This is a genomic window from Rothia sp. HMSC068F09, from assembly GCF_001812775.1.
Classification (GTDB): domain Bacteria; phylum Actinomycetota; class Actinomycetes; order Actinomycetales; family Micrococcaceae; genus Rothia; species Rothia mucilaginosa_A.
The window spans coordinates 1-24,949 of record NZ_KV810427.1 but is presented as its reverse complement, the minus strand read 5'-3'; the positions used below and the strand labels follow the sequence as shown (position 1 = coordinate 24,949).

28 protein-coding genes are annotated in these 24,949 nt (G+C 60.4%); all 28 read right to left on the bottom strand.

The genetic code is table 11. The features are described from left to right. Positions 1–95: 95 nt before the first annotated feature. Positions 96–350: a hypothetical protein gene (locus HMPREF2874_RS05855; protein WP_070649374.1), complete on the bottom strand. Its 255-nt coding sequence runs from the start codon at positions 348–350 to the stop codon at positions 96–98. Continuing rightward, on the bottom strand, positions 343–927 hold the full coding sequence (locus HMPREF2874_RS05850) for a peptidoglycan recognition protein family protein (RefSeq protein ID WP_070649372.1): 585 nt from the start codon (positions 925–927) through the stop codon (positions 343–345). The genes HMPREF2874_RS05855 and HMPREF2874_RS05850 overlap by 8 nt, the downstream gene beginning before the upstream one ends. Positions 928–939: 12 nt before the next feature. Next, entirely contained in the window at positions 940–2,271 is a 1,332-nt protein-coding gene (locus tag HMPREF2874_RS05845) for a right-handed parallel beta-helix repeat-containing protein (protein ID WP_070649370.1), read from the bottom strand. 41 nt (positions 2,272–2,312) lie between these two features. Further along, entirely contained in the window at positions 2,313–2,798 is a 486-nt protein-coding gene (locus tag HMPREF2874_RS05840; RefSeq protein ID WP_070649368.1) for a DUF2746 domain-containing protein, read from the bottom strand. Between the two features lie 8 nt (positions 2,799–2,806). Further along, entirely contained in the window at positions 2,807–3,181 is a 375-nt protein-coding gene (locus tag HMPREF2874_RS05835) for a hypothetical protein (protein WP_070649366.1), read from the bottom strand. A gap of 1,171 nt (positions 3,182–4,352) precedes the next feature. Further along, a complete protein-coding gene (locus tag HMPREF2874_RS05825) occupies positions 4,353–5,822 on the bottom strand; it encodes a spherulation-specific family 4 protein (RefSeq protein ID WP_070649362.1) in 1,470 nt (489 codons plus the stop codon). Beyond that, complete coding sequence (locus tag HMPREF2874_RS05820) at positions 5,812–6,009, bottom strand: hypothetical protein (protein ID WP_070649360.1); 198 nt, start codon at positions 6,007–6,009, stop codon at positions 5,812–5,814. Before HMPREF2874_RS05820 ends, HMPREF2874_RS05825 begins: the two co-directional genes overlap by 11 nt. A gap of 11 nt (positions 6,010–6,020) precedes the next feature. After that, positions 6,021–7,271, bottom strand: a complete 1,251-nt coding sequence (locus tag HMPREF2874_RS05815) for a hypothetical protein (RefSeq protein ID WP_070649357.1) — start codon at positions 7,269–7,271, stop codon at positions 6,021–6,023. A gap of 20 nt (positions 7,272–7,291) precedes the next feature. Beyond that, the gene (locus HMPREF2874_RS05810) at positions 7,292–8,398 is read right to left on the bottom strand and encodes a hypothetical protein (protein ID WP_070649355.1); all 1,107 of its coding nucleotides are present in this window, start codon (positions 8,396–8,398) and stop codon (positions 7,292–7,294) included. Positions 8,399–8,400: 2 nt separating this feature from the next. Beyond that, positions 8,401–9,306, bottom strand: a complete 906-nt coding sequence (locus HMPREF2874_RS05805; protein WP_141754224.1) for a hypothetical protein — start codon at positions 9,304–9,306, stop codon at positions 8,401–8,403. A 10-nt stretch (positions 9,307–9,316) separates the two neighbouring features. Then, entirely contained in the window at positions 9,317–10,195 is an 879-nt protein-coding gene (locus HMPREF2874_RS05800) for a phage tail family protein (protein WP_070649351.1), read from the bottom strand. Continuing rightward, positions 10,192–13,557, bottom strand: a complete 3,366-nt coding sequence (locus HMPREF2874_RS05795; RefSeq protein ID WP_070649349.1) for a tape measure protein — start codon at positions 13,555–13,557, stop codon at positions 10,192–10,194. Before HMPREF2874_RS05795 ends, HMPREF2874_RS05800 begins: the two co-directional genes overlap by 4 nt. Positions 13,558–13,578: 21 nt before the next feature. Then, entirely contained in the window at positions 13,579–13,953 is a 375-nt protein-coding gene (locus tag HMPREF2874_RS05790) for a DUF5361 domain-containing protein (protein WP_070649346.1), read from the bottom strand. 35 nt (positions 13,954–13,988) lie between these two features. After that, the gene (locus HMPREF2874_RS05785) at positions 13,989–14,312 is read right to left on the bottom strand and encodes a hypothetical protein (RefSeq protein ID WP_070649345.1); all 324 of its coding nucleotides are present in this window, start codon (positions 14,310–14,312) and stop codon (positions 13,989–13,991) included. A 167-nt stretch (positions 14,313–14,479) separates the two neighbouring features. Further along, the gene (locus tag HMPREF2874_RS05780) at positions 14,480–15,010 is read right to left on the bottom strand and encodes a phage tail tube protein (RefSeq protein WP_070649343.1); all 531 of its coding nucleotides are present in this window, start codon (positions 15,008–15,010) and stop codon (positions 14,480–14,482) included. A 30-nt stretch (positions 15,011–15,040) separates the two neighbouring features. After that, a complete protein-coding gene (locus HMPREF2874_RS05775; RefSeq protein ID WP_070649341.1) occupies positions 15,041–15,475 on the bottom strand; it encodes a hypothetical protein in 435 nt (144 codons plus the stop codon). Further along, the gene (locus HMPREF2874_RS05770; RefSeq protein WP_070649339.1) at positions 15,472–15,720 is read right to left on the bottom strand and encodes a hypothetical protein; all 249 of its coding nucleotides are present in this window, start codon (positions 15,718–15,720) and stop codon (positions 15,472–15,474) included. Before HMPREF2874_RS05770 ends, HMPREF2874_RS05775 begins: the two co-directional genes overlap by 4 nt. A gap of 298 nt (positions 15,721–16,018) precedes the next feature. Continuing rightward, a complete protein-coding gene (locus HMPREF2874_RS05760) occupies positions 16,019–16,465 on the bottom strand; it encodes a Gp19/Gp15/Gp42 family protein (RefSeq protein WP_070649335.1) in 447 nt (148 codons plus the stop codon). A 26-nt stretch (positions 16,466–16,491) separates the two neighbouring features. Continuing rightward, complete coding sequence (locus HMPREF2874_RS05755) at positions 16,492–17,397, bottom strand: phage major capsid protein (protein WP_049351727.1); 906 nt, start codon at positions 17,395–17,397, stop codon at positions 16,492–16,494. Positions 17,398–17,428: 31 nt separating this feature from the next. After that, positions 17,429–17,953 (bottom strand): hypothetical protein, encoded by a 525-nt coding sequence (locus HMPREF2874_RS05750; RefSeq protein WP_070649333.1) that lies wholly within the window; start codon positions 17,951–17,953, stop codon positions 17,429–17,431. 135 nt (positions 17,954–18,088) lie between these two features. After that, positions 18,089–18,424, bottom strand: a complete 336-nt coding sequence (locus tag HMPREF2874_RS05745; RefSeq protein WP_070649331.1) for a hypothetical protein — start codon at positions 18,422–18,424, stop codon at positions 18,089–18,091. Next, positions 18,417–19,754 carry a VG15 protein gene (locus HMPREF2874_RS05740; RefSeq protein WP_070649329.1) on the bottom strand — a complete coding sequence of 446 codons (1,338 nt, stop codon included), beginning with the start codon at positions 19,752–19,754 and terminating at the stop codon, positions 18,417–18,419. The genes HMPREF2874_RS05745 and HMPREF2874_RS05740 overlap by 8 nt, the downstream gene beginning before the upstream one ends. A gap of 26 nt (positions 19,755–19,780) precedes the next feature. After that, entirely contained in the window at positions 19,781–21,256 is a 1,476-nt protein-coding gene (locus HMPREF2874_RS05735; protein WP_070649327.1) for a phage portal protein, read from the bottom strand. Then, entirely contained in the window at positions 21,253–22,701 is a 1,449-nt protein-coding gene (locus tag HMPREF2874_RS05730) for a terminase family protein (protein WP_210397979.1), read from the bottom strand. Before HMPREF2874_RS05730 ends, HMPREF2874_RS05735 begins: the two co-directional genes overlap by 4 nt. Beyond that, entirely contained in the window at positions 22,664–22,975 is a 312-nt protein-coding gene (locus HMPREF2874_RS05725; RefSeq protein WP_049352699.1) for a hypothetical protein, read from the bottom strand. Before HMPREF2874_RS05725 ends, HMPREF2874_RS05730 begins: the two co-directional genes overlap by 38 nt. Positions 22,976–23,167: 192 nt before the next feature. Beyond that, positions 23,168–23,491, bottom strand: a complete 324-nt coding sequence (locus HMPREF2874_RS09025; protein WP_070689670.1) for an HNH endonuclease — start codon at positions 23,489–23,491, stop codon at positions 23,168–23,170. Between the two features lie 215 nt (positions 23,492–23,706). Then, a complete protein-coding gene (locus HMPREF2874_RS05720; RefSeq protein ID WP_070649325.1) occupies positions 23,707–24,381 on the bottom strand; it encodes a DUF7341 domain-containing protein in 675 nt (224 codons plus the stop codon). Further along, positions 24,378–24,680, bottom strand: coding sequence for a VRR-NUC domain-containing protein (locus HMPREF2874_RS05715; RefSeq protein WP_070649473.1), 303 nt, complete (start codon positions 24,678–24,680; stop codon positions 24,378–24,380). The genes HMPREF2874_RS05720 and HMPREF2874_RS05715 overlap by 4 nt, the downstream gene beginning before the upstream one ends. Positions 24,681–24,949: the final 269 nt, after the last annotated feature.

Here is a 24,949-nt window from a genome sequence, read left to right as displayed (position 1 = left end):
TACCCCGCAAGTTTTAGAAAGCCTTGTTTATGAAAAAGCCTGGCTTCCTTGATATTCCGGGGTAGAAATAGGGGGCGGTTGGGGTTGGTCCCCATTTACTCCCCACTTTCAGCAGAGCCGCCAGGCTCCGCAGATGCATCGCCATCGCCGGCGGTGCCTTCATACAGGTCCGGGTCAGTGTTGAAGAACGCGAGCGCGGTCGTGAGGATGGTAGTCACAGCGCCGGTCACGGTAGCCGCCTGCTCATTCGTCCAAACACCGAAAACGACCAGCACCGCAGACAGCGCAGGCGCAACAAGATAAATGCCCTTACGAAGGGCGGCACGCTGACGGCGAGACAGGTTACGCATTGTTGTCGATCTCCTTGCCCAGCTCATCTACAGCGTTCTGCAGCTTCTCCCACGACGCACGCAGCGCCGAGACCTCCGCCTTGTCCAGGGGTGCGGGGACACCCTCGATGCCGCGCTCGACCTTGCCCTCCTTGATCGCGTTCACGCGGTCGATGAGGCGGTCGAGCTGGTCGTACCATCGGCCGGGGCAAGCAGTCGCGAAATATTCCTTGTGGCCATTGATGTAGAAGGACTTTCCATAGAAAGTCTCCAGATCAGCGATTACCTGTGCGACGGTCTCGAAATCCTCATTGCTCATCTCGGGGCGACACTCGATACCAATCGAGCGCTGGTTTGCTGCCCAGTTGCCCGCATGCCAGGCGATGTCCTTAAACTCTACGAGCTGGGCGCAACGACCAGCCTCAACGACAAGATGGGCGCTGGTACCGGGGCCGCCCACAAAGAAATTGCATACGTCCTCGAAGCGCTGGCCGTCGTTGCCCCAATGATGAATAACAATGGTGTCGATGTCGTCGATAGTGCGATTCGCTGCGGTGAACGAAGTCGCATCGTACTCGGTGATGTCCTGATACTTCATTGTTTTCTCCTTTTAATTAATGGTGTTGTTGATTTCCAGCTTCACAGCCACGCCCATGTCGGTGGCGCGGTGCGGGGTGGGGATGTCCACGGTCATGTTTGAGGTGCCACTGATGTCGTGTGCCCACTTCTCGACGGCGACACCGTACTTCGCGGATTTGCCCTTGTACTCTGCCTGCGCAATGTTGTTCGAGAAGATGAGGTGATGCGCCCAATTCGTAACGAAAAAGTCCGCCGCCTCGCTGGGCTTAGCATCACCGCTGACACAGTCATGCCAGGAGCTCGAAGCAGAACGGCACCCGGTGATCTGCGAGGAATGACCGACCTGCACGAAGCCGTGACCGCCATTCTCCTGGGCAGTACACGCGGTGAGGATGTTGCGTCCTCCACGGATGAAGAAGCCTGCGCCGGCGGCGGTGAAGCGGTGCATGTTGGAGGTGTCCCAGATGCCGCCTGGTCGCCCCTCTGCCCCGTGAATCGAGCGGCGGTTGTACCAGGACTTGCAACCAATCAGAGTGGTATTGGTCGCGTAAATCTCGAAGCCCGCATTAGTGCCACCTGCAATATTCGCGCCCGATACATCGATAGCGTCGAGGATATTGTCTGCCGCACCAATCTCGCGGCGGCCAGCCGTCACAGAGGTGATGTGCTCCGGTGACTTGCCGATGACGACGCCGGCGCCCAGAGTGCGGCGGACGCGAATGTTCCGCAGCTGGCATCCCTGGTCGTCCAGACCCAGCACAGCCACACCGAACGCGGCGTCCCAAATAAGGACATTCTCGATACGGTGGGCGCCGTCAGGCTCGGGAGGATTATCACCCAGCTCGGTATTTAGGAGGACGCCGCCAATATTCGGGTGCATACCATCCTGGCCAGGGCGCGGGGGCGCCGACGAAACATGCGACGGGCGAGGGTGAGAAGACTTAATCCACAAATCCGAGACACCCATCAGCAGATTGTCCTTGCCAACACGCGGGGTGAGCCAGGTGCCCGCGTGGATAATCGCCGTCTTCTGCTCCGCCCCTGCGCCAGTGTCCGCAAAGATGATGGTCGATTCGCGACCAGCACCCTGCAGGTGAACGCCGCCCAGCAGCTCAATGAACGGCGCGGACACCTTATAACTACCTGCCGGCAGGTGTACGGTACCGCCACCAGCCTCATGAACACGGCGGATAGCCTGGTTAATTGCGGCAGTCGAATCCGCTGCACCGGTCGGGTCAGCACCAGCCGCAACAGCATCCACCGTGCGGTGAGTAGCCGGTGCAGGTGCCGGCACTGACTGCGGCTGAGCCAGCTGACCTTGCGGCGCCTGTTCAGCCTCAATAACTTCTACGAGATACCTCATCGCTACTCCTTCTTAAACGTTGAAGCCCCCACGTGGGGGGGCTAATCTTCCTTCTTCATAGCGCGGGCAAAAGATGAGCCACCCAATGTTTCGATGGCAGTAATTCTGTCCTCGCTGGCATCATGGCGCTTACGCGCATGCCGCATCTCCTCCCGCAGCCCGCCAATGTCTCGCCGAAAATCGGCGTGCTCGGCGCGAGCTGCAGTAAAGTCCTCGGCGATGGTATCCAAGCGTTTCACCACGTTCAGCAGGGCTGTGTTCGTATCTCCCTGCATCTGTGTCAGCGCTGCACTCACCTGCTCCACCCGCTCAAGAACCTTGTCCAGGTCATCGCGCAGGTTCGTCTCATGGCTGTTGTTGGTCTGCTCCTTGATGGAGCGCACCTTGGAGTTCAGACGCTCCCATTGCGGGGCACCCCACTTGAGCCAGACAATCAGCAGTGAGAAAAGCACGGCTCCGACTGAGACGACGGCTTGGATGATGCCGTCCAGCACCGGGTGCCCGATGCGGGGAATCTCCGGCAACATCACCGCGCCTACTCTCCCACGGTGGTGGTTTCTTCGGCGTTGGGCGCCTTGAAGAGAACCCCAATGGCGTGCATGATGTACTCATCCGTCACGCGGGTCGGGTCCGCACCAGGGGAAGCGAGCGCGGCGCGCTTGGCGTCCAGCTCGGCCTGTGCCTCATTTAGTGCAGCCACGGCTTTGGCATGCTCGGCGACGGCGTAGGCGTGTTCGTCTGCGATGGTCTGGGTGGAGCCTGCCCCGGCGGGCAGGGAGACGAGCAGCCCAATGTTTGCCTCGACGGAGTACTGGGCGTTGGGGATACGCTGGCGCTGGGCGGCCTGGGTGGCGCGCTTGAGCAGGTCGGCGTCCTGGGAGGCGGCGAGTTCTTGTGCGATGGTAGCCATGTCTGGTTACCGTCCTTTCTCAGTGAATAATTTTTTTGGTGTTCCCGCGCCACGTTTAGGCGGGGGTGCCCGGCAGTGCGGTCGGGAACGGGTCGGAGGCTGGGTAGATGAGCAGGCCACACCGCAGGTTGCTGCGGTTTTGTGGGGAAAGGTCAAGGGTCCCGCGGCGCCAGGTGATACGATTCCCGTCGCCCCTTGCGTGGAGGAGAATGATACCTCGGGGTTCTCCCGTGTCTGTGACCACGGGGGCTAGTACAGGATTGTTGGATTGCCACCCGGGTGGAACGTTGTTGCTGAGACGAATCTTTTCGCCCCTGTCGTGGTAATTCAAATCTGTGATGTCTGGGCGGTCGTGGACAGTGATAGTGTCCCAGTTGCCGCCGCGGGCGGCGATGATGCACCAGTCTCCGACGCGGCGGTAGAAAAGAGCTCCGGCGGCGAGGGCTGGGGACTCTTCGCGTCGCCAGCCAGTATCGCGCGGGGCTGCCCCGGAGGCGAGGCGTTGCACAAGTGCGGCTGCTTCCGCGTCCAGCCCGCCGGGTTCACCCTTAGGACCCTGCTCGCCACGCTCACCACGGTCGCCCTTGGGTCCGGGTTCTCCACGCTCACCACGGCCCCCAGGTTCACCCTTGGGGCCAGGCTCTCCACGCTCACCACGGTCCCCACGGTCGCCCTTGGGTCCGGGTTCTCCACGCTCACCACGGTCCCCAGGTTCACCCTTCACAGGTACCGGCGCAGGAATCGTGCTCTCCGCACCGGCGGGGGCAACCGTCGCCAAATCTAGCGTCACACCCGCGCGAACATAAATGCTCGGGTACGACAGCTGCGCGGCACATCCCGCGACATCCCGTAGCTGCGCCTCCACACGGTACCCCCATTCAGAAGGCACCGCCCCCGGGCTCGGAGCCATCAGGTGCACTCCCTGGTTCCCGCCGCGTGGCGCGTCCCAGAGCACCCCGTCACGCAGCCAGCCGGTCACCGGCGCAGGAACAAACACGCGCCTGGTCCCAGCATCCGCAACCCGAGTAGTCGGCGTAAACACCACACGTCCCTGTACCGGCACACCATCCGTTTCACCGCCCGCCGCGTGCTGGTGCGTCACGAACTTCGCCGTCACCAGCCCATAAGCGGGCACGAAACCGGACTCTGCCAGTTGGTCACTCATACCCATCTAGTTCCCTCCTGTCATTGCTTGGATCTTCAACCTCGCAGCAGTTAGCGCCTCCGCCGGAGCCCTGACAGACTCAAGCACGGCGAGGTTCTGCCGCAGAATATCAACCTGGGTGAGGTAATCATCCAGTTCACCCTTCGCCCACGCAATCTGCAACCTCCACAGCCATGCGGCAGGCAAACGATCGTACGGGTTCGCTGTCCTGGAACGCACTCCGTTCTTGGTCTCCCAGATTGTGTCGTCTGTCAGATAAAGGATGCCCACGTTCAGGGTGTCCGCCAGGCGCAGCACTTGCACCGCCTGTTCAAACCCTGTGATGTCGTGGATGCAATGCCAGAACATCTGCCTCGGCTGCCCCTTATAGTGCTCCTGCACGAGGTACTTATCAGTCAGGTACAGGGATGCTTCTTGCTCGAAGGTCATCATGTGCCAGCCCGTACCGACCATCCCTGCGGTGGTGTTCGCACCGGGGTTCACGATTGTGGGCATCCACGGGTAGAGCGCATTGAACCGGTCGGCGATGCGGTGGTGGAATTCTTCTTTGCCTGCCTGGTCACCCCAACCGTTATACGCCTCGTCCCAGAAGATGCCGTCCACGTCGTACCAGTCGATGTACTTGCGCACCTCATCGAACAGGGTCTCCAGATCACGAGGCTCCCCAATCGATGCACCCGTCCGAACGTACCCGTAGATTTTCTGCCCATATTCGCCGCGGTTGAGCTTGAGCTGATTCGTGAAATCCTTGTACTGCGGGGAGCCGGGGCCTTCTCCAGGACCAGACGCGGGGTTAATAATGAGGAACGGACAGACTTCGGCGGCTTGCGCCATGGTGTGCCAGTTCTGCTCCGCGACCGGTTTCCAGTAGTCGGGGTAAAAATAGGTAGGCGGCACGATCGAGCGCATCCGTGCCCGGTAGGAGCGCTTCGCGTCCAAAATTCGCTGCTGCTTGTCTACATAGTCGCGGACCTCGGACATGTCCAGGATGGGACGTACCGTAGGTGCAACCGGGGCAACATGCCCCCCGTCATCACTCCCAGGGTTGTTCGGGCGCGGTACCGGCGCGGGAGCGGGTGCTTCTACCGGCACGGACGCCCAGGAGGGGCGTGCGTAGGTCTGCGTCGTCACGGTCTCCCCTGCCTGGACGAGCAGTGGCACATCCTGCAGCGTCACGGTACCGTCTCCGGCTTGGATGGTGAGACGCTGCACGGGCTGCCCCTCCAGCATCACTCCATCCCCATCTTTGAGGTAAGCGACCACATCATAGGACACTGCACCAGATTCTGGCACAGCCAACTTGACCATGTCTGTCTCGGTGGCATCCTTATAGAGTTGCTGCCCTGCCCCGAGCCATCCGGTCGTCTCGGCAGTGCCGGGCTCGACGCCAGGGTGGGAGGGGATGAACGCAACGGCGCCGGTGGTGGCGGGCGGGTACCCGGTCTTGCCGAAGTTCACCTCGATTTTAGAGCCCATCGCCCACCAGCTCGCCCGGGTCGATAACCTCACCCACCACCGGCTCCGGATCAGGTGCCGGGGCGGTCTCAGGGGATTCTAGCCGGATGACACCGGCAAGAATCCGCTCATCCAGCAGCTCACGTCGCAGCTTCTCGTTTTCTTCCTGAAGGTACAGGGCTTTAGCCTGCCACTGCTCCAAAGTCACTTCGTTTCTCCTTATCGTTTGATGGGCAGGATGACGACATCCACCCACGCATCCCGGATGAGATCATTCGTCACGTTGTGCACAATCACCTCAACGTGGCTTCTGGAACTTGAGGAAACATTCGACACAACCGGCCAGATCGAGTGGGCAGCTTGCGTAACCACCACAGGGAGCTGCACCTGCTCACGGAACGTAACCCGTCTACGCACCGCAGAGTGGCGCGGGATCTCCAGCGGCCCAATCGAGATGAAGATGGTTGTCTCAGACTGCTCAATAAGCGTGCGCAGGTACATGCCCTGGTTCATAATCATGCGCCCCTGCACGGTCACGTCCCCGTCAGGGAGCACCACGAGCCCCTTCACATCGGCGGGGTTCGTACCCGAGGGCTGCACACCGAGGGTGAGCGCGCCCTGCGGGTTCATGCGGACCACACCCGAGGGTGTGGTGGCATTGCTCGCACCGGTGCGCATCTCGATGACCGAGTCTATGCTCCCCGCTGGGCCGCGACCGGGGGTGGTGTAAATCGAGAGGCCAGGCTTGGACTTGTCGGAGGTGTGGAAGGTGCCGCGGAACTCATTCTCCACACCATTGGCGTCAATCTTTACAGTCTGTTCACCCAAGTGGTTGTATGCGGTGATGCCGGACGAGTTGATTTTCAGGCCGCGCCGTTCCGCCTCCGTCGTCTGAAGCAGGCCACTCGTGACAAGTTTCGCTGCGACCTTCGAAGTCACCAGTCCCTCGATAATCGTGGCTCGGTTCAAAATCGCGTCCTCGGTCACCACTAGCTTCTTCGTCTCCGCACTCATCGCGCGCACCACCTGCGCGGCCAACTCCTGCGTCACGTTCAAACGCCGCACATCGATACTGCCGGGCACAATCATGTCCCGCCCAATCCACGGCTCTGACAAACCTTTAAGTCCCGCTACCGCCTTTTTGGTGATGGCGTCTTTACTGGTCTGCTGCTCCACTGCCTGGATGCGGGACTCCGCCTCGACCAGACCATGCTCAGCCTTCTGAAGGGTTTGTCGTGCCTGCGCTACGACCTTGCCCGCCTCGGACAGACGCTCATCGAAATTCGCGAGCGTGTCCCCGTCCCAGCGGCGCGCCGAACCGGTGGAATCCAGGTACAGGGTCGCTTCGTTCTGACGCGCGATTTTAATACCGTGCGGCGTGGACGCAGGCGTGCGTGCCCTAATGAGCTGCGCACGTAGCGTGTCCACCGCCTGCGCGGGCGTGGGGCGCTGGTCAATATAATCAACCACCGGTTACCTCCCTGTCTTTTTTATTGCCAGGATGCTTCTTGAAAGTCCAGCGTCACCGACCCGGCGAGGGTACCGGTCATCTTGATGATGCGCATCTGCCGCGTCCCATCCGGCACCGACAACCAGCCTGCCAGGGTGACGGTGGCGGTATCGCCCACGAACCACGATCCGAGCGGTGCACCGAGCCTGTCGGTGCCCATCTCAATGGTGACCTGGTCAATCATCTTTGCCCGCGCTGCTAAAGCGCCCTCAGCTTTCTGCTTCAGCACGAACGTGTCGGCCTGGTCTGCATCGGTGATGATGCCCTCCACAAACGGTGCACGGTCGCGCCACACCTGAGTAAGGTTCTCCGCCCAGGCGATGGCGGTTCCTTCGCCTTCTCCTGCGCCGGTGCACCAGATGCGGTGCGTGATGTCCTTGCCCGTGGAGGTCACCTTCACCTCAATGTCGGCTGCGGCGAGCGCGGTTGTATCGAAGTCCGGCGTGAACTTCTGCGCGATGAACGGGTATTCCTCAACCCCGTGCATGAACACCCACTCAATATGAGTGTGTGCCTCACTCTTCCAGCGAGGGCGCAGCATAATATCGGGGCCGTTAATAACCGCCGACAGCTCGCTCCAGCGTTTGCCGATGAGGTTGTTCGCGACGTTCCACCGCTCGTAGGTGCGATCTCGGGTCTGTGCCCCGAGCCCACCCTGCACGCCGTGCACCACCGGCAGTCCGCCACCGGGGCGGTTCATGCCGTGAACAGCAAGAGCCCAGGCAATCTCGCCCAGGCTCATGGTCTTGTAGGTTAGGGTGTCCCAGATGGTGCGCCGCTCGAACAACTCACGCACACCCGCGCACTTGAGTTCCAGGTTTGTACCGGTTTCGGTGCCCCAATCGATGATTGGGCCGGCAATAAGTGGGTACTCGGTGCCGTCCTGCCCGGTGTGGGTGAGGAGCACGCCGCCTGTGAGTGGCTCATAGGTTGTGCGTTGGTGCCCTGCCAAGCTCCGCTTCGGAATCGTGAAAGTCAGTTCCTCGACCTTGTTTAGGCTGATTGCCCAGGAGCATGCGGTCACGTCCTGGATGGGGGAACCGACCGCACCGGTCACCGTATCCAGCCAGTACAGCCTGAATCCCACAGCTACTCCTTCGCCACGCCCATGTCGATAACCCGCAGAACATCCGAGGGGTACTTCGCTCCGAAGCCCTCATAGCGGGTGGTCCATTTCTCCCAGCCCCACACGCGCAGGCTCACGGTGTAGTGGATCGTGTGCGAGCCCTTCGGCAGCACCACCACGTCCGAATAATCGACGGTGTCCCACACGTTGGTGAAGACTCGTTCGCGACGTAGCACCAACTTGTTGTCAATGTAAATGTCGTAGTTCACGCTGCCCCGGTCGGACGGGGAGCTGGAAGCTGCGGAGGTGGAGAGTGTCCCCTTCGCAACGTTGGCGGCGACGCTTGAGATGGACGAGGTGAGTCGAATATCGAGGGTACGGTCGGTGGGCAGGAAGAACATGCCCTTGCCGCGCGTAATCACGCCGTCCGTCTTGTCGTGTACCGTATCCGTCTCGGTCTTGTGCGAGAAAAGCACACCGAGGGTGCCGCCGATAGGTCGGGCGAATGTCACGTTGGCGGTCTCGGGTGCAGCATTCGTGCCAGTCATACCCGCTTTAATCTCGCGCTTAGAGATCACCACCGCATTGTCCGGCACCTGGGTGCCGACCGCGACTCGCGCGCTAATGGATCCGTTCACGGGCTGGGTCTGCTGCTCCACGTAAACGTAGTCGGTGCGAGCGCCGGTCGGCGGCGCTGGACGCGTGGTGATGGTCTGCCCGACCACCGGCACCAGCACCGCACGGCTCGGCGCGATATGTACCACGACTGCGCCCGGGGCGATGACGTATTCCATGCTGGAGCGGGTGCCCACCGTGCAGCCGGAGATAATGCCCGGCTCGGGGTACTGCGCCGCGAGCACTGCCTGCAGGTCGTCAGGGGTGGTTCCGTTCCCCTGCGCGTCCGGCGCCATTCCAAAACCAACACTCATATGTTCTCTCCTAAATGTATGTTGAGCGTGCGGTTACATCGACCCAACCGGTTGCCGGCGCGAGCGCCTGCACAACCGGCACGAACCCGGCACGCGGCGGGATTTTATGCCACTCGCGCGACACCAGCTCACTCGTCCTGTCCACGCCACCAATCAGCAACCTGCCTCGGGCGCAATCGATTGTGACTGGCGCGGTTGCCAATACCGCGTACGGGTACTCGATAATCCGGTTCTCCGCAGTGATGCGGAACCCGCTAGACCAATCTCCACGCACCGTATAAATCGGGTAGGCATCCACGTTGCCTTCATTTACGATCGAGGTTGTCATCGGGGCCTGCGAGCCAAACGAGAGCACACCGCGTGTGGGTTGCTCAGGCACGAACAGCGGGAACCGCAAACCAACCCCCGCGCCAGCAGGGTAAAGCTGGTAGGTGCGCGGTGGCGCGTACAGCCACGGCTCGGGTGCAAACAGTGGCACCTCAAACAGAAAGGCGGAATCCCCAAGGAACTCCACCTTCACGTCCCCATCCAACCGGACCTCTCCCGTTAGGTCGAGCGTGTCCGTGGCGACCCGGAGCGTGCCGAGTCGCCCATCCCACAGCAGGGATGAAACGAACCTGTCGGCAAGCTCGCGCACCTGCACGCCCGTGTTCGACACAGCGCTGCCTTTGAGCGTGAGTGTGCGGCCGGTACGGCGTGCCGGGGCGTGAACCATGCCGTGCCCGAGTTTGCGCTGCGCATCATCAGACTCAACTCCAACGCCGCCGACCCAGCCCGCCAGGTCGGTTACCCACACTTCCAAGTCTCCTGCCGGCTCTTCAAAGGTTGTGAGTACCAGGGTGCCGTGCGCCCCGGTCAGCTCCACGCGGAGCCCGTCCTTACCTATCACAGCAACGCTCCTTCCAAACCGCTAAGCTGGTGCGACATGGCCTCACCAACACGCCGACCGAATCGCTCGGGGGCCATTTCCTCGCCAGCGTTCACATGCACATGCAACGCCCTACCAACAGCAGGGGTCGCCACAGCAGCGCGTGCCGAAGCGCGACCCACACCAGCGGCAACTCCACCGATGTTGAACCCGCCACTGATAGCGCCCGGGGTGAGCGCCATCGAGAGAGAACCCATCCCATCCTGTGCCGCCTCAACAGCAGCGTCCGTCATCGACCGCACCGCGTCCACAGCCATGTCGGATGTCTTGTCGATACCGGCGGCGATGCCCGCAGGAATCCACACGCCCACCTGGTCACGCATGACACGAGACGGCGAGTGAATTCCTAGAGCAGACTTCACGAAATCAGGCAGAGCGTTGACGACACTGCGGGCGGCATCCATCACCGCGCCGGCGGCGTTGCGGATACCAGATGCGATACCTCCCACGATGTCGCGGCCGATAGAGATCATTTGACCAGGGATGCCCCGCACCACGCCGATGATATCTGAGCCCATCGAGCGGAAGAATCCGACCACGGTGTTGATGCCTGCAGCCACGCCGTTCTTAATGCCTTCCCAGATGGTTGAGACGATTCGTCCGATACCGTTCCAGGCGGCATCCCAGATGCTACGAATCAGGTTCACAGCGTTCGTGATGATGGAGCTAACGATGTTGATTGCACCAACGACAATGCCCTTGATGACTTCCCAGACACCAGCGACAATCTGCTTGATGCCCTCCCACGCGGCGCTCCAGTCGCCCTTAATGATTGCGGTCACCGTCTTGATGATGCCGACGACGATATTGAGGGCGCCCTGGACAATCGGGACGATTGCCTGCACCACGGTCGTGACCACATTCAGGACCGCCTGAATTGCAGGCACCAGAATGTCAATCAGCGTCGTGATGAGAGGGACGACTGCCTGCACCACGGAGGCGAAGACAGGAATCAGCGAGGTCACGAGGACAACGACAACACCTGCCACCGCCCCCACGATTGCCGCAAGCACTGGCAGAAGGCTCTGAATTGCAGGCAGCAGCGCAGCGAGCACCTGAGTACCCAAATCCACGACTACCGCCACAATCTGACCAAACACCGGCACGAGCTGAAGCAACATCTCCCCCAGCTGACGGAAAATCTCCATAATCTGCGGGAGCATCGCCATGACCGCAGCTCCCAGCTGAGCGAGCGCAGGGACAAGCTGATTCATCAGCTGTTCTCCCACCGGAGCGAGCGCCTGCATGATCTGGGTGCCGAACTGGACAATTATCGGGAGCAGCGGTGCAAGATGCTGGCCAATCTGTCCCAGGGACGCCATGAGCGCCGCACCCATCTGCGTCAGAATGGGCATGAGTGCCGCGATTGCCTGACCGATGAGCGGGATAAGCCTGTCAATGACTGGCTGGACAGCCTGGACAACCTCAGTGAATAGCTGGGTTGCCATGACTGCGAACCGCTGCAGGGCGGGGATGATGAGCTGAAGTGCCGGTTGCAGTGACTGGATGAGCTTCTCGCCCAGCTGGCCAATGAGTGGCAGGATTGTGTTCAGTGCGGGCTGGATAGCCTGCATCAACGATTCCCACGCGGCGCGCCCAGTCTCCGTCTGAGTAAAGAAGTAGGCGAGCGCACCTGCTACGATGCCGATAGCACCGACCAGAGAGGTAAAGGGATTAGCCTTCATCAGACCAAATGCTTTGGAGAGGTTGCCTGCGATGTTTGCGGCGGCGGTGTTGAAGGCGGTTTGTGCTGTAGCTGCTGCGCGGACTGCGACCTCGTAGACGGAGGCGGCGGTTGCACCCAGCTGGTAGTTCCTTCCGAGTTCTGCGATTTCTCGGGCGGAGCCTGCTCCGCTGGTTAGCATTTTGAATCCTTCGGCTACGCCCATGACGGTGTCTTTGGCCGACGAAATGGCGCCCATAGCGGTGTTGTAGGATTCGATGGTGCTCTTTCCCAGCCCGATTGCGGTTGTCACGCCTTTGTATGCGGTGACGGCGGTCCCGAGTGCGAGGACGAGCCTGCCGACTCCCTGCTGATGGTTTTCGATGAACTGGGAGAGCTGGAAGAGGCCAGTTGAGAGTAGACGGATAGAAGACTCGAGGATATCGAATGCACTCGTTGCTATGTTTGCGCCGTCCCCAGCTCCACTGAAGCTGGGGAGTACGGATTTGAACGCAACCGCCAGGGAGCCCACCACTCGGATAATATTCAGTGCAACCGAGACGAAGGAATGCAGAAGAGGAGGTAAGACGGTCCCAAGGAATGCCCCTACCTTCTGGGCTACACCGACAATGCCCGTGCCTTGGGTCTGGAACGCGGAGGCAAACCGGGCAATCTCTTCACGGATAATCTCGAAGGTGACCGTGAAGCTCTTACCATCGCCCATGGTGGACTTGAAGCCCGCAGCAAAGGCGCTAATGGCTTCCCCAGCCTTGGTGATACCCGCCCCAATCTGTTCGCCGATAACCTTACCGAATGCTTCGACCGGCTTCATCCACCCCTGGAATGCCAGGAAGAATTTGGTGAGCGCCGGATATATGCCGGTAAGGATGTTCGCGCCGAAACGGCCTAGTGCAGCCTGTGCGTTGGCGAACGCGCCAGGTAGCGTGTTGCCCATTTCGAATGCGACGTTACCGGCGGCGGAGGTCATCGCCTTCTCGAATTGCTCGAAGTTGATCTTGCCGTCGGAAGCCATCTTGAAGACCTCTTCGGCCGTCACGCCAAGCTGCTTGCCCAGTGCTTGGTAGATCGGGATTCCTCGGTCTGCGACCTGGGCGAGGACGTCATTCTGTGCCTTGCCGACACTCGCGACCTTAGCGTAGATTCCGCCCATTTCCTCCATGCTGGAGCCTGACGCAGCGGCGGAGTTGGAGACCGACTTTAGGACAGCTTCAAGCTGTTCGCCCGGCTGGATACCGGCGGCGACCGCACCAGCCGCGGCGGTTGCCGCTGCGTCCAGGCCGAAAGCCGTTCCCTTCACAGACGCGGACGCGTTCTGCATAATCACGGACACCGCGTCAGCGTCATTGCCCAAGCCTCGGAGCTTCGCCTGCGCCACATCAATAGCCTTCAGGCGGTTAAAACCCTTCGCAAACGCGGTACCAAAAACCGAGCCGATACTGATACCGCCGATAGCCTTCGCCACCAGCGGGGCAACGGAAGATGAGAAGATACGCCCGAACGCTGAGGATGCTTTAGTACCTGCCTGCGAACCTGCACGGTCGCCAGCATCACCAATCTCAGACACAATCTGTGCGCCCGCGCCCTTGGTCGAGGCGAGCACAGTCACGTATGCCTTCGCAAGCTCATACCCGCCAGCCATATCATCACTTCCTCTATCCGGTTATTTGATTGTTTCCTGCCCCACTACGACACCACCGCCGGCTCGCCGCTGCGCCAGCCAGTATTTTGCTTCGTCCAGGCTCATACTGCCCGAACCGACACGCACACCAGCGCCCTGCACACCGGGGCGAGGCAGAGGCTTCGGCTTGTTCCGGCCTTTCTGCCCGTCTGCACTGCGCTGCCAGTTCGCCTCGACCAGCCGGTCAAACACCCCGGCCAGTAGCTGGGCTTCCAGCCCCCAACCTTGCGCATAATGCCGCATGGTCGCCGAATCTGGCGGCAGGTTCACGACCATCGCCGCCACCAACTGTGCCCCATACTCCGCGGCAAGGGCGGCGTACGGGGCATGGTAGTAGCGGATGAGGTCAATCTCCACAAGCTCGCGGTTCTCTCGCAGGAGAGCCGCGAGCTTTAGGAGTTTGGGTTCAACGCGTTCATCATGTCGGTAAAGAACCCGGTGAACAAGGTCATGGGTACACGCCCGGTCTCAGGGTCGCGGAGCGTCTCGAACACGTCCTGCTTTGCCTCGGCACCGAGCAACGACTCCACCGCGGAGAACATACCCTTGGGGTTGCCTTCGTCAATCGCGAGCAGCTGCTCCATCAGCTCCGCATCATCCAGCGCGGCGGGGTCTACCTGCCAGGTCTTGCCGCGCAGCTTCACCTTCACAACCGGCGCGCCACCTGCAGCCTTCTTGTCACTGGTGCGGGTAAACGCGTAGTTCTTCTCCGACATGAGGGGTTTCCTTCCAAATCAAAACGTATCGGGTAGGGTTTCGTAGGGGAAGCGAGCGCGGCACGCCCCTCTGGTGTGCGCGGCCTGTGGCTCCAGAAACCCTCAAAGGGAGCCAACCACACTGCACAACCAGAAGAAGGGGCGTGCCGCAAATCTAAACCAGCCTATTAGAGCTTGGTGCCCAGGTGCTTGTACGCCTTCACACCCTGTGAGTCAGGGTACGCGGTGACGGTCACCTGGTAGCCGACAGCCTCACCGTTCTTGTAGGTCACCTCGCCACGCTCGGTTACCTGACCGTCGGGGATGACGATACGCAGAACCTTCTTGCCGTCCAGAACGTCCAGCACGAACGTCTGGTGCGGGGACTGTGCGCCGGTCATTCGCACCAGCGACCCGTTCGCAGTGGTGTCCGCGTAGAACAGCTTGAGCACTTCCTCGTTCGTCTCGATGAGCGTGAACTGGAAAGTGACCTTGTGCGAGGTCTGGATGACACGCACCACGTCACCGTTCTGCCAGGCCTTGATTTCGCTGGTGTCAGAGTCGATGCTCTGAGTCACCCCGTCCTCGCTGATGTAGCCGAGGTCCTTCAGCTTCGCGTCCACCGCGGCGGTCGCGTTAGCAGGGGTTGCGGTGCCGATGGCACCAACATAAACGCCGCCGGTAACAGCGACACGCACATTATCAGCAACAAGCGCCATAACATGCTCCTTCCCGCCCCACAACAGGGGCTATAACAGGTCAATTTGCGTGTTCCGGTACGTCACCGTGAAGTTCATCCGGAATCGCGGAATCTTATCGTCAGGGTCTGGCATCCACACCACACCCCCCACAGGCTCCACACCGTAGACCAGCACGGGCTTTCCAACGCTCACGAGGATCTCCTGGTTCACGATGCTACGCAGCGCGCCACGCAACATCTCCGCCGCGTTGTATGCATCCTGCGCGGTGGAACCCCACACGTCGGCGATGAATGCTCGTTGCCCATGTGCTGGGGACCCCTCGGCACCACCCGAAGGGGTGAATACCGCGAACACGCCGTCCGGGCGCGGGTTCGGTGGCTCCGCTACATACACCGGGGAACCCCACAAGCTTTTTGCCTCCTTGCGGAGCGCTGCGAACACATCCGGAGCATACAAACGGCCAGAACCAACCTGCGGTGTCATCGGTTCCACCCGCCCACGGCCTTGGACAGGGCACCGTGCTTAGCTTCCGCCCGGACACCAGCGGCACCGGTCGGGTAGACACGCGCCACCGCTGTTTTCGCGCCAGCTTTCGCTGAGGACGCGAACCCGGATCCGGCACGAGCCTGAACCTTCGCCGCCTCCGTGTTCAGGGCGGCAAGCATCTCCGGGCTGGTGCGCAGCCCATAGAACCCCGCCAGTGTCAGTTTCACCTTCGTCTTGCCCATACTCGTCTGTCATCCTTCCAGTCGTTTGAGATTGATACGGTAACCCGCGTCGAATCCGAAGGGGCCGTGCGTGTAGTCTTCTGGCCAGCCGACGCACTCGTACAGCACCCCGTCCACGGTTACCCTGTCGCGGGGGCGGGTGAACCCGGTTGGAGCGTACAGGTCAAGATCACGGTGAACCCCGGTCGCGGTATCCCGAATCTCAGAATCTGCGCCCGGTGAAGCCCACCCAAACACCTCGACCTGCACCGCGGCACTCCAGCCCCGAGTAGGGGAACCCCAACCGTCAGGTGTTTCTTCAGTCCAGGCCGAGTGTGAAACCGTGAACCGGGGTTTGAGCCACCCCATGCCCTTCACCTCCCATCCCGCAACCGGAGGCAGGGAATAGGTCAATGGTGGTGGCGCGTTGCGACCCGACCCCAAGCAGCTTCTTCTCAGCCCGTGATAGGTACAAATCCCCGTTCGGGTTTGCGAAGCTAACCTGTTGGTTAAAAGGGCCTGCCGTCTGCGTCAAAGATGACGCACCCTCCACAAATGCCCCTGCAGCCATGGCGCGCTTGACCATCCGGCACGCCACAATCGTGATAGCCTCTGCCGGCAGGTTGAACCAGCCGGGCGCTGCCGCACGGATGAGTACGCCCGCATCCTCAAGAAGGACACGAGCATGCTCTTCAGAGCCCGGCGGCATATCCGGCCAACGCGCCCGCAACGCCTCCACGGTGACCTCGGGAAAATCATCCATCATCACAGGCCACGCACCTCCAGCCCAGGTTAGAGGGTGTACTTCACGAAGTGAGCGTTGGACTCGATAAGCCAACCGAACTCGGCCTCGGCGCGAATCGCGACCAGGTTGTTCTCCCACAGAGAGACCAGCTGGTTGCCAATCGTCACGGTGGACTCGGTGGACACATCGAAGTTGATGCCACCCACAGTGCCCCACAGCGCCTTCGAGAAGTCACCACCGATACCGACCACCGAACCGGCAGCGGTACCGTTCGCCACGGTATCAGCGAACGAAGCGGGACGACCCAGCACGGTACCGGAACGCACAGCAGCGGTTGCCACGGTCGGCTCAGGCACGAACAGCGGGCGGCCATTAGCATCCACCGAGGCGTTAAACAGCGGCTCAGCAACGTCATCGAACACGAAGCCGTTGAGCTTCTTCTTGTCCTTCACCAGCAGATCCAGACCCGAGTTCAGGTCAGCAAAGATACCGCCCTTGTTCGCAGGAGAAGTACCGAGCTTCACAGCCTTGCTGGTGGAGGCGAGGTTAGTACCAACACCGAACGGGTTCGAGGTGCCGTGAATAACGGCATCGTCGAACGCGCGAGCAAACGACTCAGCGATCTCCTGACGAAGGACTTCCATGTAGTTACCGGGGTTCGCACGGACGACCTCGGCGGAGACCACCGCGATGGCGGCAATCTTCTTCGGGGTCATGGTCTTCATGGTCAGCCCCGCCTGGGTGGTGGGCTTCTTAGCGCCTTCTTCCACCCAGGAGGCGGTGGGCTTCTCAGTCAGGACGGGGATAGCCTCACCAGAGACAGAGAGAGGCACCTGACGTGCCAGAGACTGCACCACAGAGGCCTTCTGAACCTCTGCGAAGTATGCCTGCGCAATCTCGGGGCGGATAAACCCGGCGAGGTTGCTGGTCTTAGTTGCGGCGGTAATAGCCATAACGGTTTTTCCTTTCCTAGAAGAGGATTAGCTAGATGCCGAGGACGCCCTTGAGCTTGTCCAGTAGCGGGTCGCCATTGAGCGCAAGCCCCGCACCTTCACCCTCGGTCTTGATGACGGTGCGGTTACCCGCCGCACCACCGGTAGCACCGCCGTGGAGCAGCTCAGACAAGAGCGCCGCGTGTTCGGTTAGCTCCTTCTGCGTCTCCCCGCGCAGGGCGGAAGCGGGAACACCGTACTCGGTGGCGGCGGCTTCACGCCATCCGCGCACCTTCTCCGCGTGCTCGAGCTCGGCTAGACGCCCTTCTGCCTGCTCGGCGCGAGTGGTCAGCTCGTCCACGGTGGCTGCCTTCTCGCGCAAGGCGGCGTAGTCGGCAAACTTTGCACGTTCACGCTTGAGTCGCTCGGCGATAATGGTGTCAAGCTGGCGCTGTGAGGTGATGGTGCGGAACGCGGGTTCCTCCATGTGCTCGTGCTGCGCCGCCGCGACATCCGCGGGGGTTACCTGCGGCTGCTCGGAGGCTTCTGCCGTCTCAGCAGTGGTGTTCTCACTCATAGGGTTGCTCCTTGCTTCTTAAGCACCAACACCACCCGGTGCAGACGAAAACTCGTCTACACGGGTGGTGTTGTAAAAATATGTTCTATATTCGGTTATGCCGCCCAAAACCCCGGACGGAAAGGGAAAACTACGTTAGAAAGGCAAAAGCGCCAAATCGTATGGAGTGCCGGCATAAACATCCGGCAACTCACCATTAGCTACCTTCTCACGATACAATCTGGTTACTTCGCTATCTCTGAAGGGGAATTCCTTAGCTTCATACCTACGCTTAATCTCTGCTAAACCCCACTCATATTCGGCACCGGGGCGTGCCACCGGAGCATTAAAATAACGCCCCTTCAACTCAGCACGCATCCACCCCTCCGGAGTATTTGCATCAGATATGGGCTTCGTAAAATCGAACGGGGCACGCCAATACTCAGGGTCTTCACGATAATCGTAAGCTTTTTCTGCGGTCTCGTTACTCATGGGGAGCCTCCTGATAATATGCAAAAACCAGCGGGGAGCCGTCAGGCATACGCTCAACGTCTATTATGTCGAGCATACCACCTCGTAACAACAGAATTTCTCGTTGCCCCCGATATTTCTCTGTGTGTGTCCACACCGGCGCGAGCCCAGACCCCGCAGGAACGTACACGTGCATCTGAACTCGTCCACTACTAGTTTTTACCCCACTGGGTTTATCAGCAGCAGCGATATACGGTCTGTGCTCTATGAATGAGCCTCGAAGCGAGTATATTTCCTCAATCTTGCCCACCCCGAAAGTCTCTAATGGTGCCCATCGCGATACCGTAAACGACTCCAAAGCCACAGACCGGTCAATCGCGCTATCCAACTCGCGACGAAGCTTTTTCAGCTCACGAGTCCAGGGAATCTCACCCAGAATCGCCTTCTGCAGTCGCGCATAATATGGTGTCCCATCCGGCTGTTTACCTTCTGCCCAGCGCTGCAACGCTTGGGCATCTTGCTTGGTATGCTTTGCCGCCACACGTTCAGCAGCATCAGCTCCAAGAGGGATAGTCTCACCTTCCCATACCTGAGTCGCCGATTTACGGCCGTACACCTCGGGAAACATCACACCCATCCGCAACGCCACATCCCGATCAACAAAGCGTGTTCCAGGCTTCGACTCCGCACGCAACGCCGCGAGCGCCGCATCATACCGAGCCTTATACACGCCAGGATCGTAACCCTCCACCGGGTTCTTGCCTTCAAACCCGGGCACCACCTGGCAATCGCACTTGTAATGGAACCGCATAAACAGACCGGCGCTCTTAGGGCTAGTGTAGACGAACCCGCGCGAAGCGAGCATCTCACACCAGGTGCAGGTGGAACCCACCGGCACACGCCCGAAACGCTTCGCCACCGGATCAGCTACCGCAAGCTGCGTGACCTTCTCACGCCCGGCATGCTTGATGAACTGGTCGAGTCGCTCGGACAGCACCGCCAGTGCACGCTCCACATCCACGTTCGGCTCTTCTAGCCACTGTGAAGCCCACCAGACAGCAGAGCTCAGCTTCCTGTGCTCCACCAGCGGCACCTCAACAGAAGGCAACCCTGCGGCCTCCCCCACAGCGAGCTCCCGCAGATACCGGTACCATTCCTCCCCCGAAGCTTCAGCCTGCACACGGTATCCGTCCACCAGTGAGATGAACATGCGGCGTGCTTCTTCACGCACCAGCTCCCACGGTGCACCCTGCTCAACAAGCTCCCTGATGCGTGCCTCAAACAGATCTGTAGCTTCCGCCACGATACCGTTCAAACCTTCGGCGAGGTACCTAATATCCTGCATATCCATACCGGGGGTACCTCGCCATCATTCCGTTATTCTGTTACTTCAAACTCACCCAGCGGTTGCTTCGCGAGCTTCTCCTGCCGCTGAGCTTGCTCAGCATCCTTACGTTCCTTGTACTGCTTATAGAACCCAAGCGCTTGGACGCCTTCAGCGCGGCGCTTATCGTTCATGAGTCGCTCCGCCGTCGCCGCACTGTATCCGAGCTTCTCCAACACCACGCCGGATTCCGCGAGCCACGGCATGACCTGCACCTGCTTCAGCACAGCATCCGCCGCCGCCGCATCCGATACATGCACCGTCGGCGCGAAGTGCGCCTGCACCATTGTTGCCTCCTGGGCGGTTTCCCACCCATGCTGCAAAGCCACCGTCAGCACAGCAACCTGACGCAACGCAGATTGGAACCCCCTGATGCAGCGCTCCGCCGCCAGCCGCAACGGGTCGCGCTGCGACTGAATCGCCGAATCACTCGAAGGGTTATCAGAGGGAAAACCAAGCTCATCCAACGGGATAGACGACTCCGCCGCTAGCAACGCCGCCCACTGTCGCAATTGCTCAGTGTGCGGTTGCATCGACATCTGTGAGAACTGCTGAATCTGCGGCAACTCACCGTTCTCATCCCTGCTGATCGCGAGCATCTTCGACATGACTGCGTCCCACTTCGACGCTTCCAACGCCTCCGGGTCCGCACCCAAAATCGCGCGCTGTGGCGTCGAGAAAAACTCAGCCGCAACCTCGGAACGCACAATCGTACGCACAGCCGAATCCGTGAGCGACATGACCGCCCGCGTAATCCGCGAGCGCCCAAACGGGCGGCGCAGGTCAGCCCCCACCACCAGAGCAACCATCAAAGGACGCCCCACTGGGTTCGGCAGCACAACAGCGGTAGCCTCAGTACGCTCACCAGCCGCAGGGAACCCGAGCACCACCGTCTTATCCGGCAGGTACACGGTTACTTCGCGCACCGTCACGTCCCCAAACTCGTCCGTATCCGTACGAGTCACAGACAACCCGGCGGCGAGCGAGCGCTTGCGCTGATCCCACAGTCCAGTAGCCCAGTGAGCGCTACGCGGCAGCCAAAGAACCTCCGGCTCGCCCGCCTCAGTATCGCCCTGAGTGACCGTGATGAACGCGCACGAATTAATCAGAGCGGAGGATGCCGCCTGGGCGAACACCTCCTGAAAATCGTTCTGCGCCACTAACTCATTCAAACCAAACGGGTCGGTATTGCTCTCATGAGTCGAGATGAACTTCTCAAATCGGATACGGTCAGCAAGCACATCCACGGTCTTGGCAGGCCATCCGAGCACCGAATCGATATTCCGCAGCTGCGGAGGAATCGAGATACCCAGATCTTTGAGCCCTACACGCTGGTCGTAATAGTTCTGTCGCACCCGGTTCCTGGCGCGCTTGGCCTGTAGCTGGTCTCGCATGAGCCGTAGCTGCGCCAACTCGGTGGGCGTAAAAATATCCCCACCATCGGTGGGGATAGGGAAGAAGTCACTCATACGCTAATCCTTTGTTTCCGTGCGGGGTTGCGTTTGGTTACGCGGGCGCCCCAGTAAGCCAGCGTGGCAGCTTCAAACATCGTGACGCTACCGCCTTCTGCAGCCTGCCAGCCGAAGCCGCCACGGTTGCCAATCTTTCGGCGGGTACAGGAGAGCACCTGCTGGGTTAGCTCAGGCTGGTTGCTGTGAGCGAGGTCCTTGCCGATGATTGCCTGCTCTACCGTTGCGTGAGCAACAATGACCTGGTCCAGTGATGGCTGCCAGATGAGCGTCTTGGATTTCACGCCTGCTTCACGGAGCGCGTTCGTAAGGTAGCCGATACCCGCCTTGCCGTCGATAACAATCTGGGCGGCGCGGGAGGCATGCGCGGCGAGGAAGTCTACGAGCCAGCCGGTGCCATTGGACAGAGGTTCAGATCGCAGGCCCTCGATGAAGATTGGGCCGCCAGTATCCGGGCGGCGTGCCACAGCGAGCGCGACTTCCATACCGTCAGGAGAGAATCGCACACCGAACACGGTGCGGCCCTCCTTGGGGGCTTCGCCCTCACAGGCGTGCCAAGCTTCAGGGGTGAAGGCTGACTGGGTTGCTGTGGATTCGTCCCAGATGCCGAGTGCCTCACGCCTGAATGAATCGGGAGTGAGGTTCTTTCGCATGCGCTCAATTGCGACAGCGCTGACTCGGGTCGGGTATGAGGGGTTTGCCTTAGCCCATTGCTTCTTATCGTCGGCGCGGGCTCCGGGGTCGGCTGCGCACTCGATATAGAGCTTGTCGCGGTCCCCCGCGAGTGACTCGGCGCGGTGACGGGTGAACACCTCGCTCGGGTCTGTCGGCTTCGGAGGGGTGCCCATCATCAGCACCAATCCGTTCGGTGCGGCGTTGGTCGCAGGGAGCATGTCGTCAAGCGCTTTCTCGGTGAGAATCTGCGCCTCATCAAGCACAATAACGTCCACTTTTGCGAAGCCACGACCAAAGCCAGATTCGCGCGCACCGAAGAGAATTCGTGAGCCATTCGCGAACTCTACGGCCTCCTGACCGGCACCGCGGCGGACATGGGAGATGAACGGGGCAACCGCCGGGCGAGCCGCAATGCCCTGCATGGACTGGAACGTCTCGTTGTGGGTGCGAGCGCGGTGCGCCGACCAGAGGACGAGCGTGTTCGGAGAAGCGATGCAGGCGGCGAAGATGAAGCCAGCAATCATGTGGGTCTTACCGACCTGTCGAGGTAGACTCAGCGCGGCGCCACCCACGCCGGCGGCGTAGAACCCGTCCTTGCGCTTGGCGAAGATGAGCTTGCCAATATCAATCTGCCAGGGGTCGAGCGGGTAGCTCATCTTCATGAGCTGCCGAGCAATGGACGGCCAACCGGTCGCCACAATTCCAGTAGGTATCTTGAGCTGTGCGGCGACCTCAGAGAGTGGACGGGTCGAAGGGGGCATCTTCTTCATGATGGTGCTCTCCTTCAATCTCTGCCCCGTACTGCTGCTCCAGCTGCTCCAGTTCCTCGATGTCCTTATCGAGGTCCTGGAATCGGCGTGCGAGCGCGGCGAGGTCACGAGCTAACGTGTTGGGGTTGTCGATGTGCGCGGCAAGCTTGCTGCGCAGAGCACGGAGCCTGTCAAGGCGCGTGCCGGTTGCGGTGGCATGAGAAAGGGAGCCTTCCTCTTGGGTGGCTCCCTCAAAATCGATAGGTTCGAGCTGCTTAGGCTTGCCTTTGCTCAAGGTATCACTCCTTGTCGAACCCGTATTATGTGGAAATTTGCTGTGGATATATCGCTATCGCCGGAGGGCGCGAACTCACCCTCCGGGGGAGGGGGTACCCCCCTGGTCCTGTTTGCTTCAGGTGGTTTGCCCCGGTTGATGATGTCCCCCTTATAGCGGTGAGAGGTCACCGGCTGGGGTGCGTGGTTGGGGCTAAAGGATCAGCGTTGTTTTCGGTCGAATCGGTTCAGCGATTCTGATTGTCTTGCGAGCTTGAGAGCGTTTGCCTCCGAGCTTTCCACCGAGTCTCTGGTTGCATTGGCGGCAGATGACTCGGGTATTCTCTACAACATCTTTGCCACCTTCAGCGTGAGCTGTCACGTGGTCAAGCTCAGGGCTATTCGGTTGCTTGCTCCGGTGCCAGTCATAGGCAACGAAACAAATAGGACAGCGCATGTCGCCGCGTTCAAAAGCTGCGGCGAGTTCCTGTTTCCGGAGGTTCTTCCAGCGAGCGGTACCGGTACGACTGGTTGCCATTACGCTTCCTCCTTCTTCCACTCTTCAGTTGTAGCTTGCGGGCTGGTACCTGGTGGGGGAGGCTATTGCCTTCCCTCCTCCCCCACCAGAGGAAGAATCCGACACGACTGAACATGTCTCCCGCATCATTACCACCCCCCCTGCTAGGCAGAGGACACACCAGTGGTAAGCGAGACAGTCTAGCGTCATCATCCCCCCTTGTGCAACCACCCCCGTTACACACCAGAGGACAGCCTAACCAGCGTCTCCTCCTCCTCATCGGCAGACAGCAGATTCCAGAGGAAAGCGCGCGGCCAAATCGCAGAGCAAGCAGAGCACTCGACGCGCTGAACCTGCTCCCCCTCAACGTCCCAGACAGCAACCAGACACGGCTTCTGTACCGTCGCCCCGAATTCATCTCGACAGATTCGGAGCTTCTGGTGACAGACAGGGCACACGCGGTCTATCGGTGTACGGCGAACGGGTTGCAGGTACTCCTGAATCTTTGACTGCCACTCGCTCCACTCCTCGCCAATCCAAACCAGAACAGGAAGACTAGCATGAGCGATATGAGGCATGACGGCACGCATAGTGTCAGCTGGAGATTTCTCCGCCGGCACCCCAACAGCTGCCGCAGTCTCCGCAGCAGAACGACCCACCGCAGTCCACAAATCCAACGCCGCAACATCCAGAGGCGAGCGCGAGCCAGAGGACGATGGACCCTTCCCGTGCTCCGCACCCTGCTCAGTGACAGCCTGCCGAAGCTGATCTAGCAACGCCATTTCCAAGGGAGCATCTTCGAGAGCCTCAGCAGATGCCCCTATGTCCTCAGCTCGAACATGGGCAAAGGCCAAGACATTCAGGATGGCTCGCACCCGGCGGCGCATCTCAGTGGTATCTTGCTCAGTCATTGACTCAGCTCCTTCACGATTGCGGTCCACATGTCAGGTCTCCACACTCCAGCGTCCTGGCCAGCCGAAGCGAGCGCGTCGAGCCACTGGATTTGTGCTGCGGAGACTCGCCCCTTCATGGTCTTCAATTCTCTGAAGATGGTTCGCCGCTTGATGGGGTGGACGAGTACCAGGTCAGGAAAGCCAGCCGGCGACCGGCGGGAGTCATGGGTGTGGTAGTGCATCCAGCCCAGGCGGGTTGCCAGGGTGATGATTGCTGATTGGAATTGAGCTTCAGTTACGTTTCGAGCGGTAAGCATCAAATAGTCTTGTGCTTTCACGCTTCTACCTCCTGCTGGTTCGGCGGGTTCGAGCTCGGCGATGACGAGAGCGTTTAGGTTCAGAGATGGTCAGGTTTTTAACGGCTTCCCCGTCCCGACCCGACCCGGCATATCCGAATCCGTCACCCTCCTGATTTGAATCGGATCCAGATTCCTCCCAATCGTGGGAGGGCTCGTGAGATGAGGATTTGGGTACGACGAAATGGCCGTTGGAGTCTCCCCTGGTCTCCGGTGCACCGGAGACCAGG

Coding starts and splice junctions, on each gene's coding strand:
- HMPREF2874_RS05855 (WP_070649374.1), bottom strand. CDS start 350: ATGCGTAACCTGTCTCGCCGTCAGCGTGCCGCCCTTCGTAAGGGCATT.
- HMPREF2874_RS05850 (WP_070649372.1), bottom strand. CDS start 927: ATGAAGTATCAGGACATCACCGAGTACGATGCGACTTCGTTCACCGCA.
- HMPREF2874_RS05845 (WP_070649370.1), bottom strand. CDS start 2,271: ATGAGGTATCTCGTAGAAGTTATTGAGGCTGAACAGGCGCCGCAAGGT.
- HMPREF2874_RS05840 (WP_070649368.1), bottom strand. CDS start 2,798: ATGTTGCCGGAGATTCCCCGCATCGGGCACCCGGTGCTGGACGGCATC.
- HMPREF2874_RS05835 (WP_070649366.1), bottom strand. CDS start 3,181: ATGGCTACCATCGCACAAGAACTCGCCGCCTCCCAGGACGCCGACCTG.
- HMPREF2874_RS05825 (WP_070649362.1), bottom strand. CDS start 5,822: ATGGGCTCTAAAATCGAGGTGAACTTCGGCAAGACCGGGTACCCGCCC.
- HMPREF2874_RS05805 (WP_141754224.1), bottom strand. CDS start 9,306: ATGAGTGTTGGTTTTGGAATGGCGCCGGACGCGCAGGGGAACGGAACC.
- HMPREF2874_RS05795 (WP_070649349.1), bottom strand. CDS start 13,557: ATGGCTGGCGGGTATGAGCTTGCGAAGGCATACGTGACTGTGCTCGCC.
- HMPREF2874_RS05785 (WP_070649345.1), bottom strand. CDS start 14,312: ATGTCGGAGAAGAACTACGCGTTTACCCGCACCAGTGACAAGAAGGCT.
- HMPREF2874_RS05780 (WP_070649343.1), bottom strand. CDS start 15,010: ATGGCGCTTGTTGCTGATAATGTGCGTGTCGCTGTTACCGGCGGCGTT.
- HMPREF2874_RS05775 (WP_070649341.1), bottom strand. CDS start 15,475: ATGACACCGCAGGTTGGTTCTGGCCGTTTGTATGCTCCGGATGTGTTC.
- HMPREF2874_RS05770 (WP_070649339.1), bottom strand. CDS start 15,720: ATGGGCAAGACGAAGGTGAAACTGACACTGGCGGGGTTCTATGGGCTG.
- HMPREF2874_RS05760 (WP_070649335.1), bottom strand. CDS start 16,465: ATGATGGATGATTTTCCCGAGGTCACCGTGGAGGCGTTGCGGGCGCGT.
- HMPREF2874_RS05755 (WP_049351727.1), bottom strand. CDS start 17,397: ATGGCTATTACCGCCGCAACTAAGACCAGCAACCTCGCCGGGTTTATC.
- HMPREF2874_RS05750 (WP_070649333.1), bottom strand. CDS start 17,953: ATGAGTGAGAACACCACTGCTGAGACGGCAGAAGCCTCCGAGCAGCCG.
- HMPREF2874_RS05745 (WP_070649331.1), bottom strand. CDS start 18,424: ATGAGTAACGAGACCGCAGAAAAAGCTTACGATTATCGTGAAGACCCT.
- HMPREF2874_RS05740 (WP_070649329.1), bottom strand. CDS start 19,754: ATGGATATGCAGGATATTAGGTACCTCGCCGAAGGTTTGAACGGTATC.
- HMPREF2874_RS05735 (WP_070649327.1), bottom strand. CDS start 21,256: ATGAGTGACTTCTTCCCTATCCCCACCGATGGTGGGGATATTTTTACG.
- HMPREF2874_RS05730 (WP_210397979.1), bottom strand. CDS start 22,701: ATGAAGAAGATGCCCCCTTCGACCCGTCCACTCTCTGAGGTCGCCGCA.
- HMPREF2874_RS09025 (WP_070689670.1), bottom strand. CDS start 23,491: ATGGCAACCAGTCGTACCGGTACCGCTCGCTGGAAGAACCTCCGGAAA.
- HMPREF2874_RS05720 (WP_070649325.1), bottom strand. CDS start 24,381: ATGACTGAGCAAGATACCACTGAGATGCGCCGCCGGGTGCGAGCCATC.
- HMPREF2874_RS05715 (WP_070649473.1), bottom strand. CDS start 24,680: ATGCTTACCGCTCGAAACGTAACTGAAGCTCAATTCCAATCAGCAATC.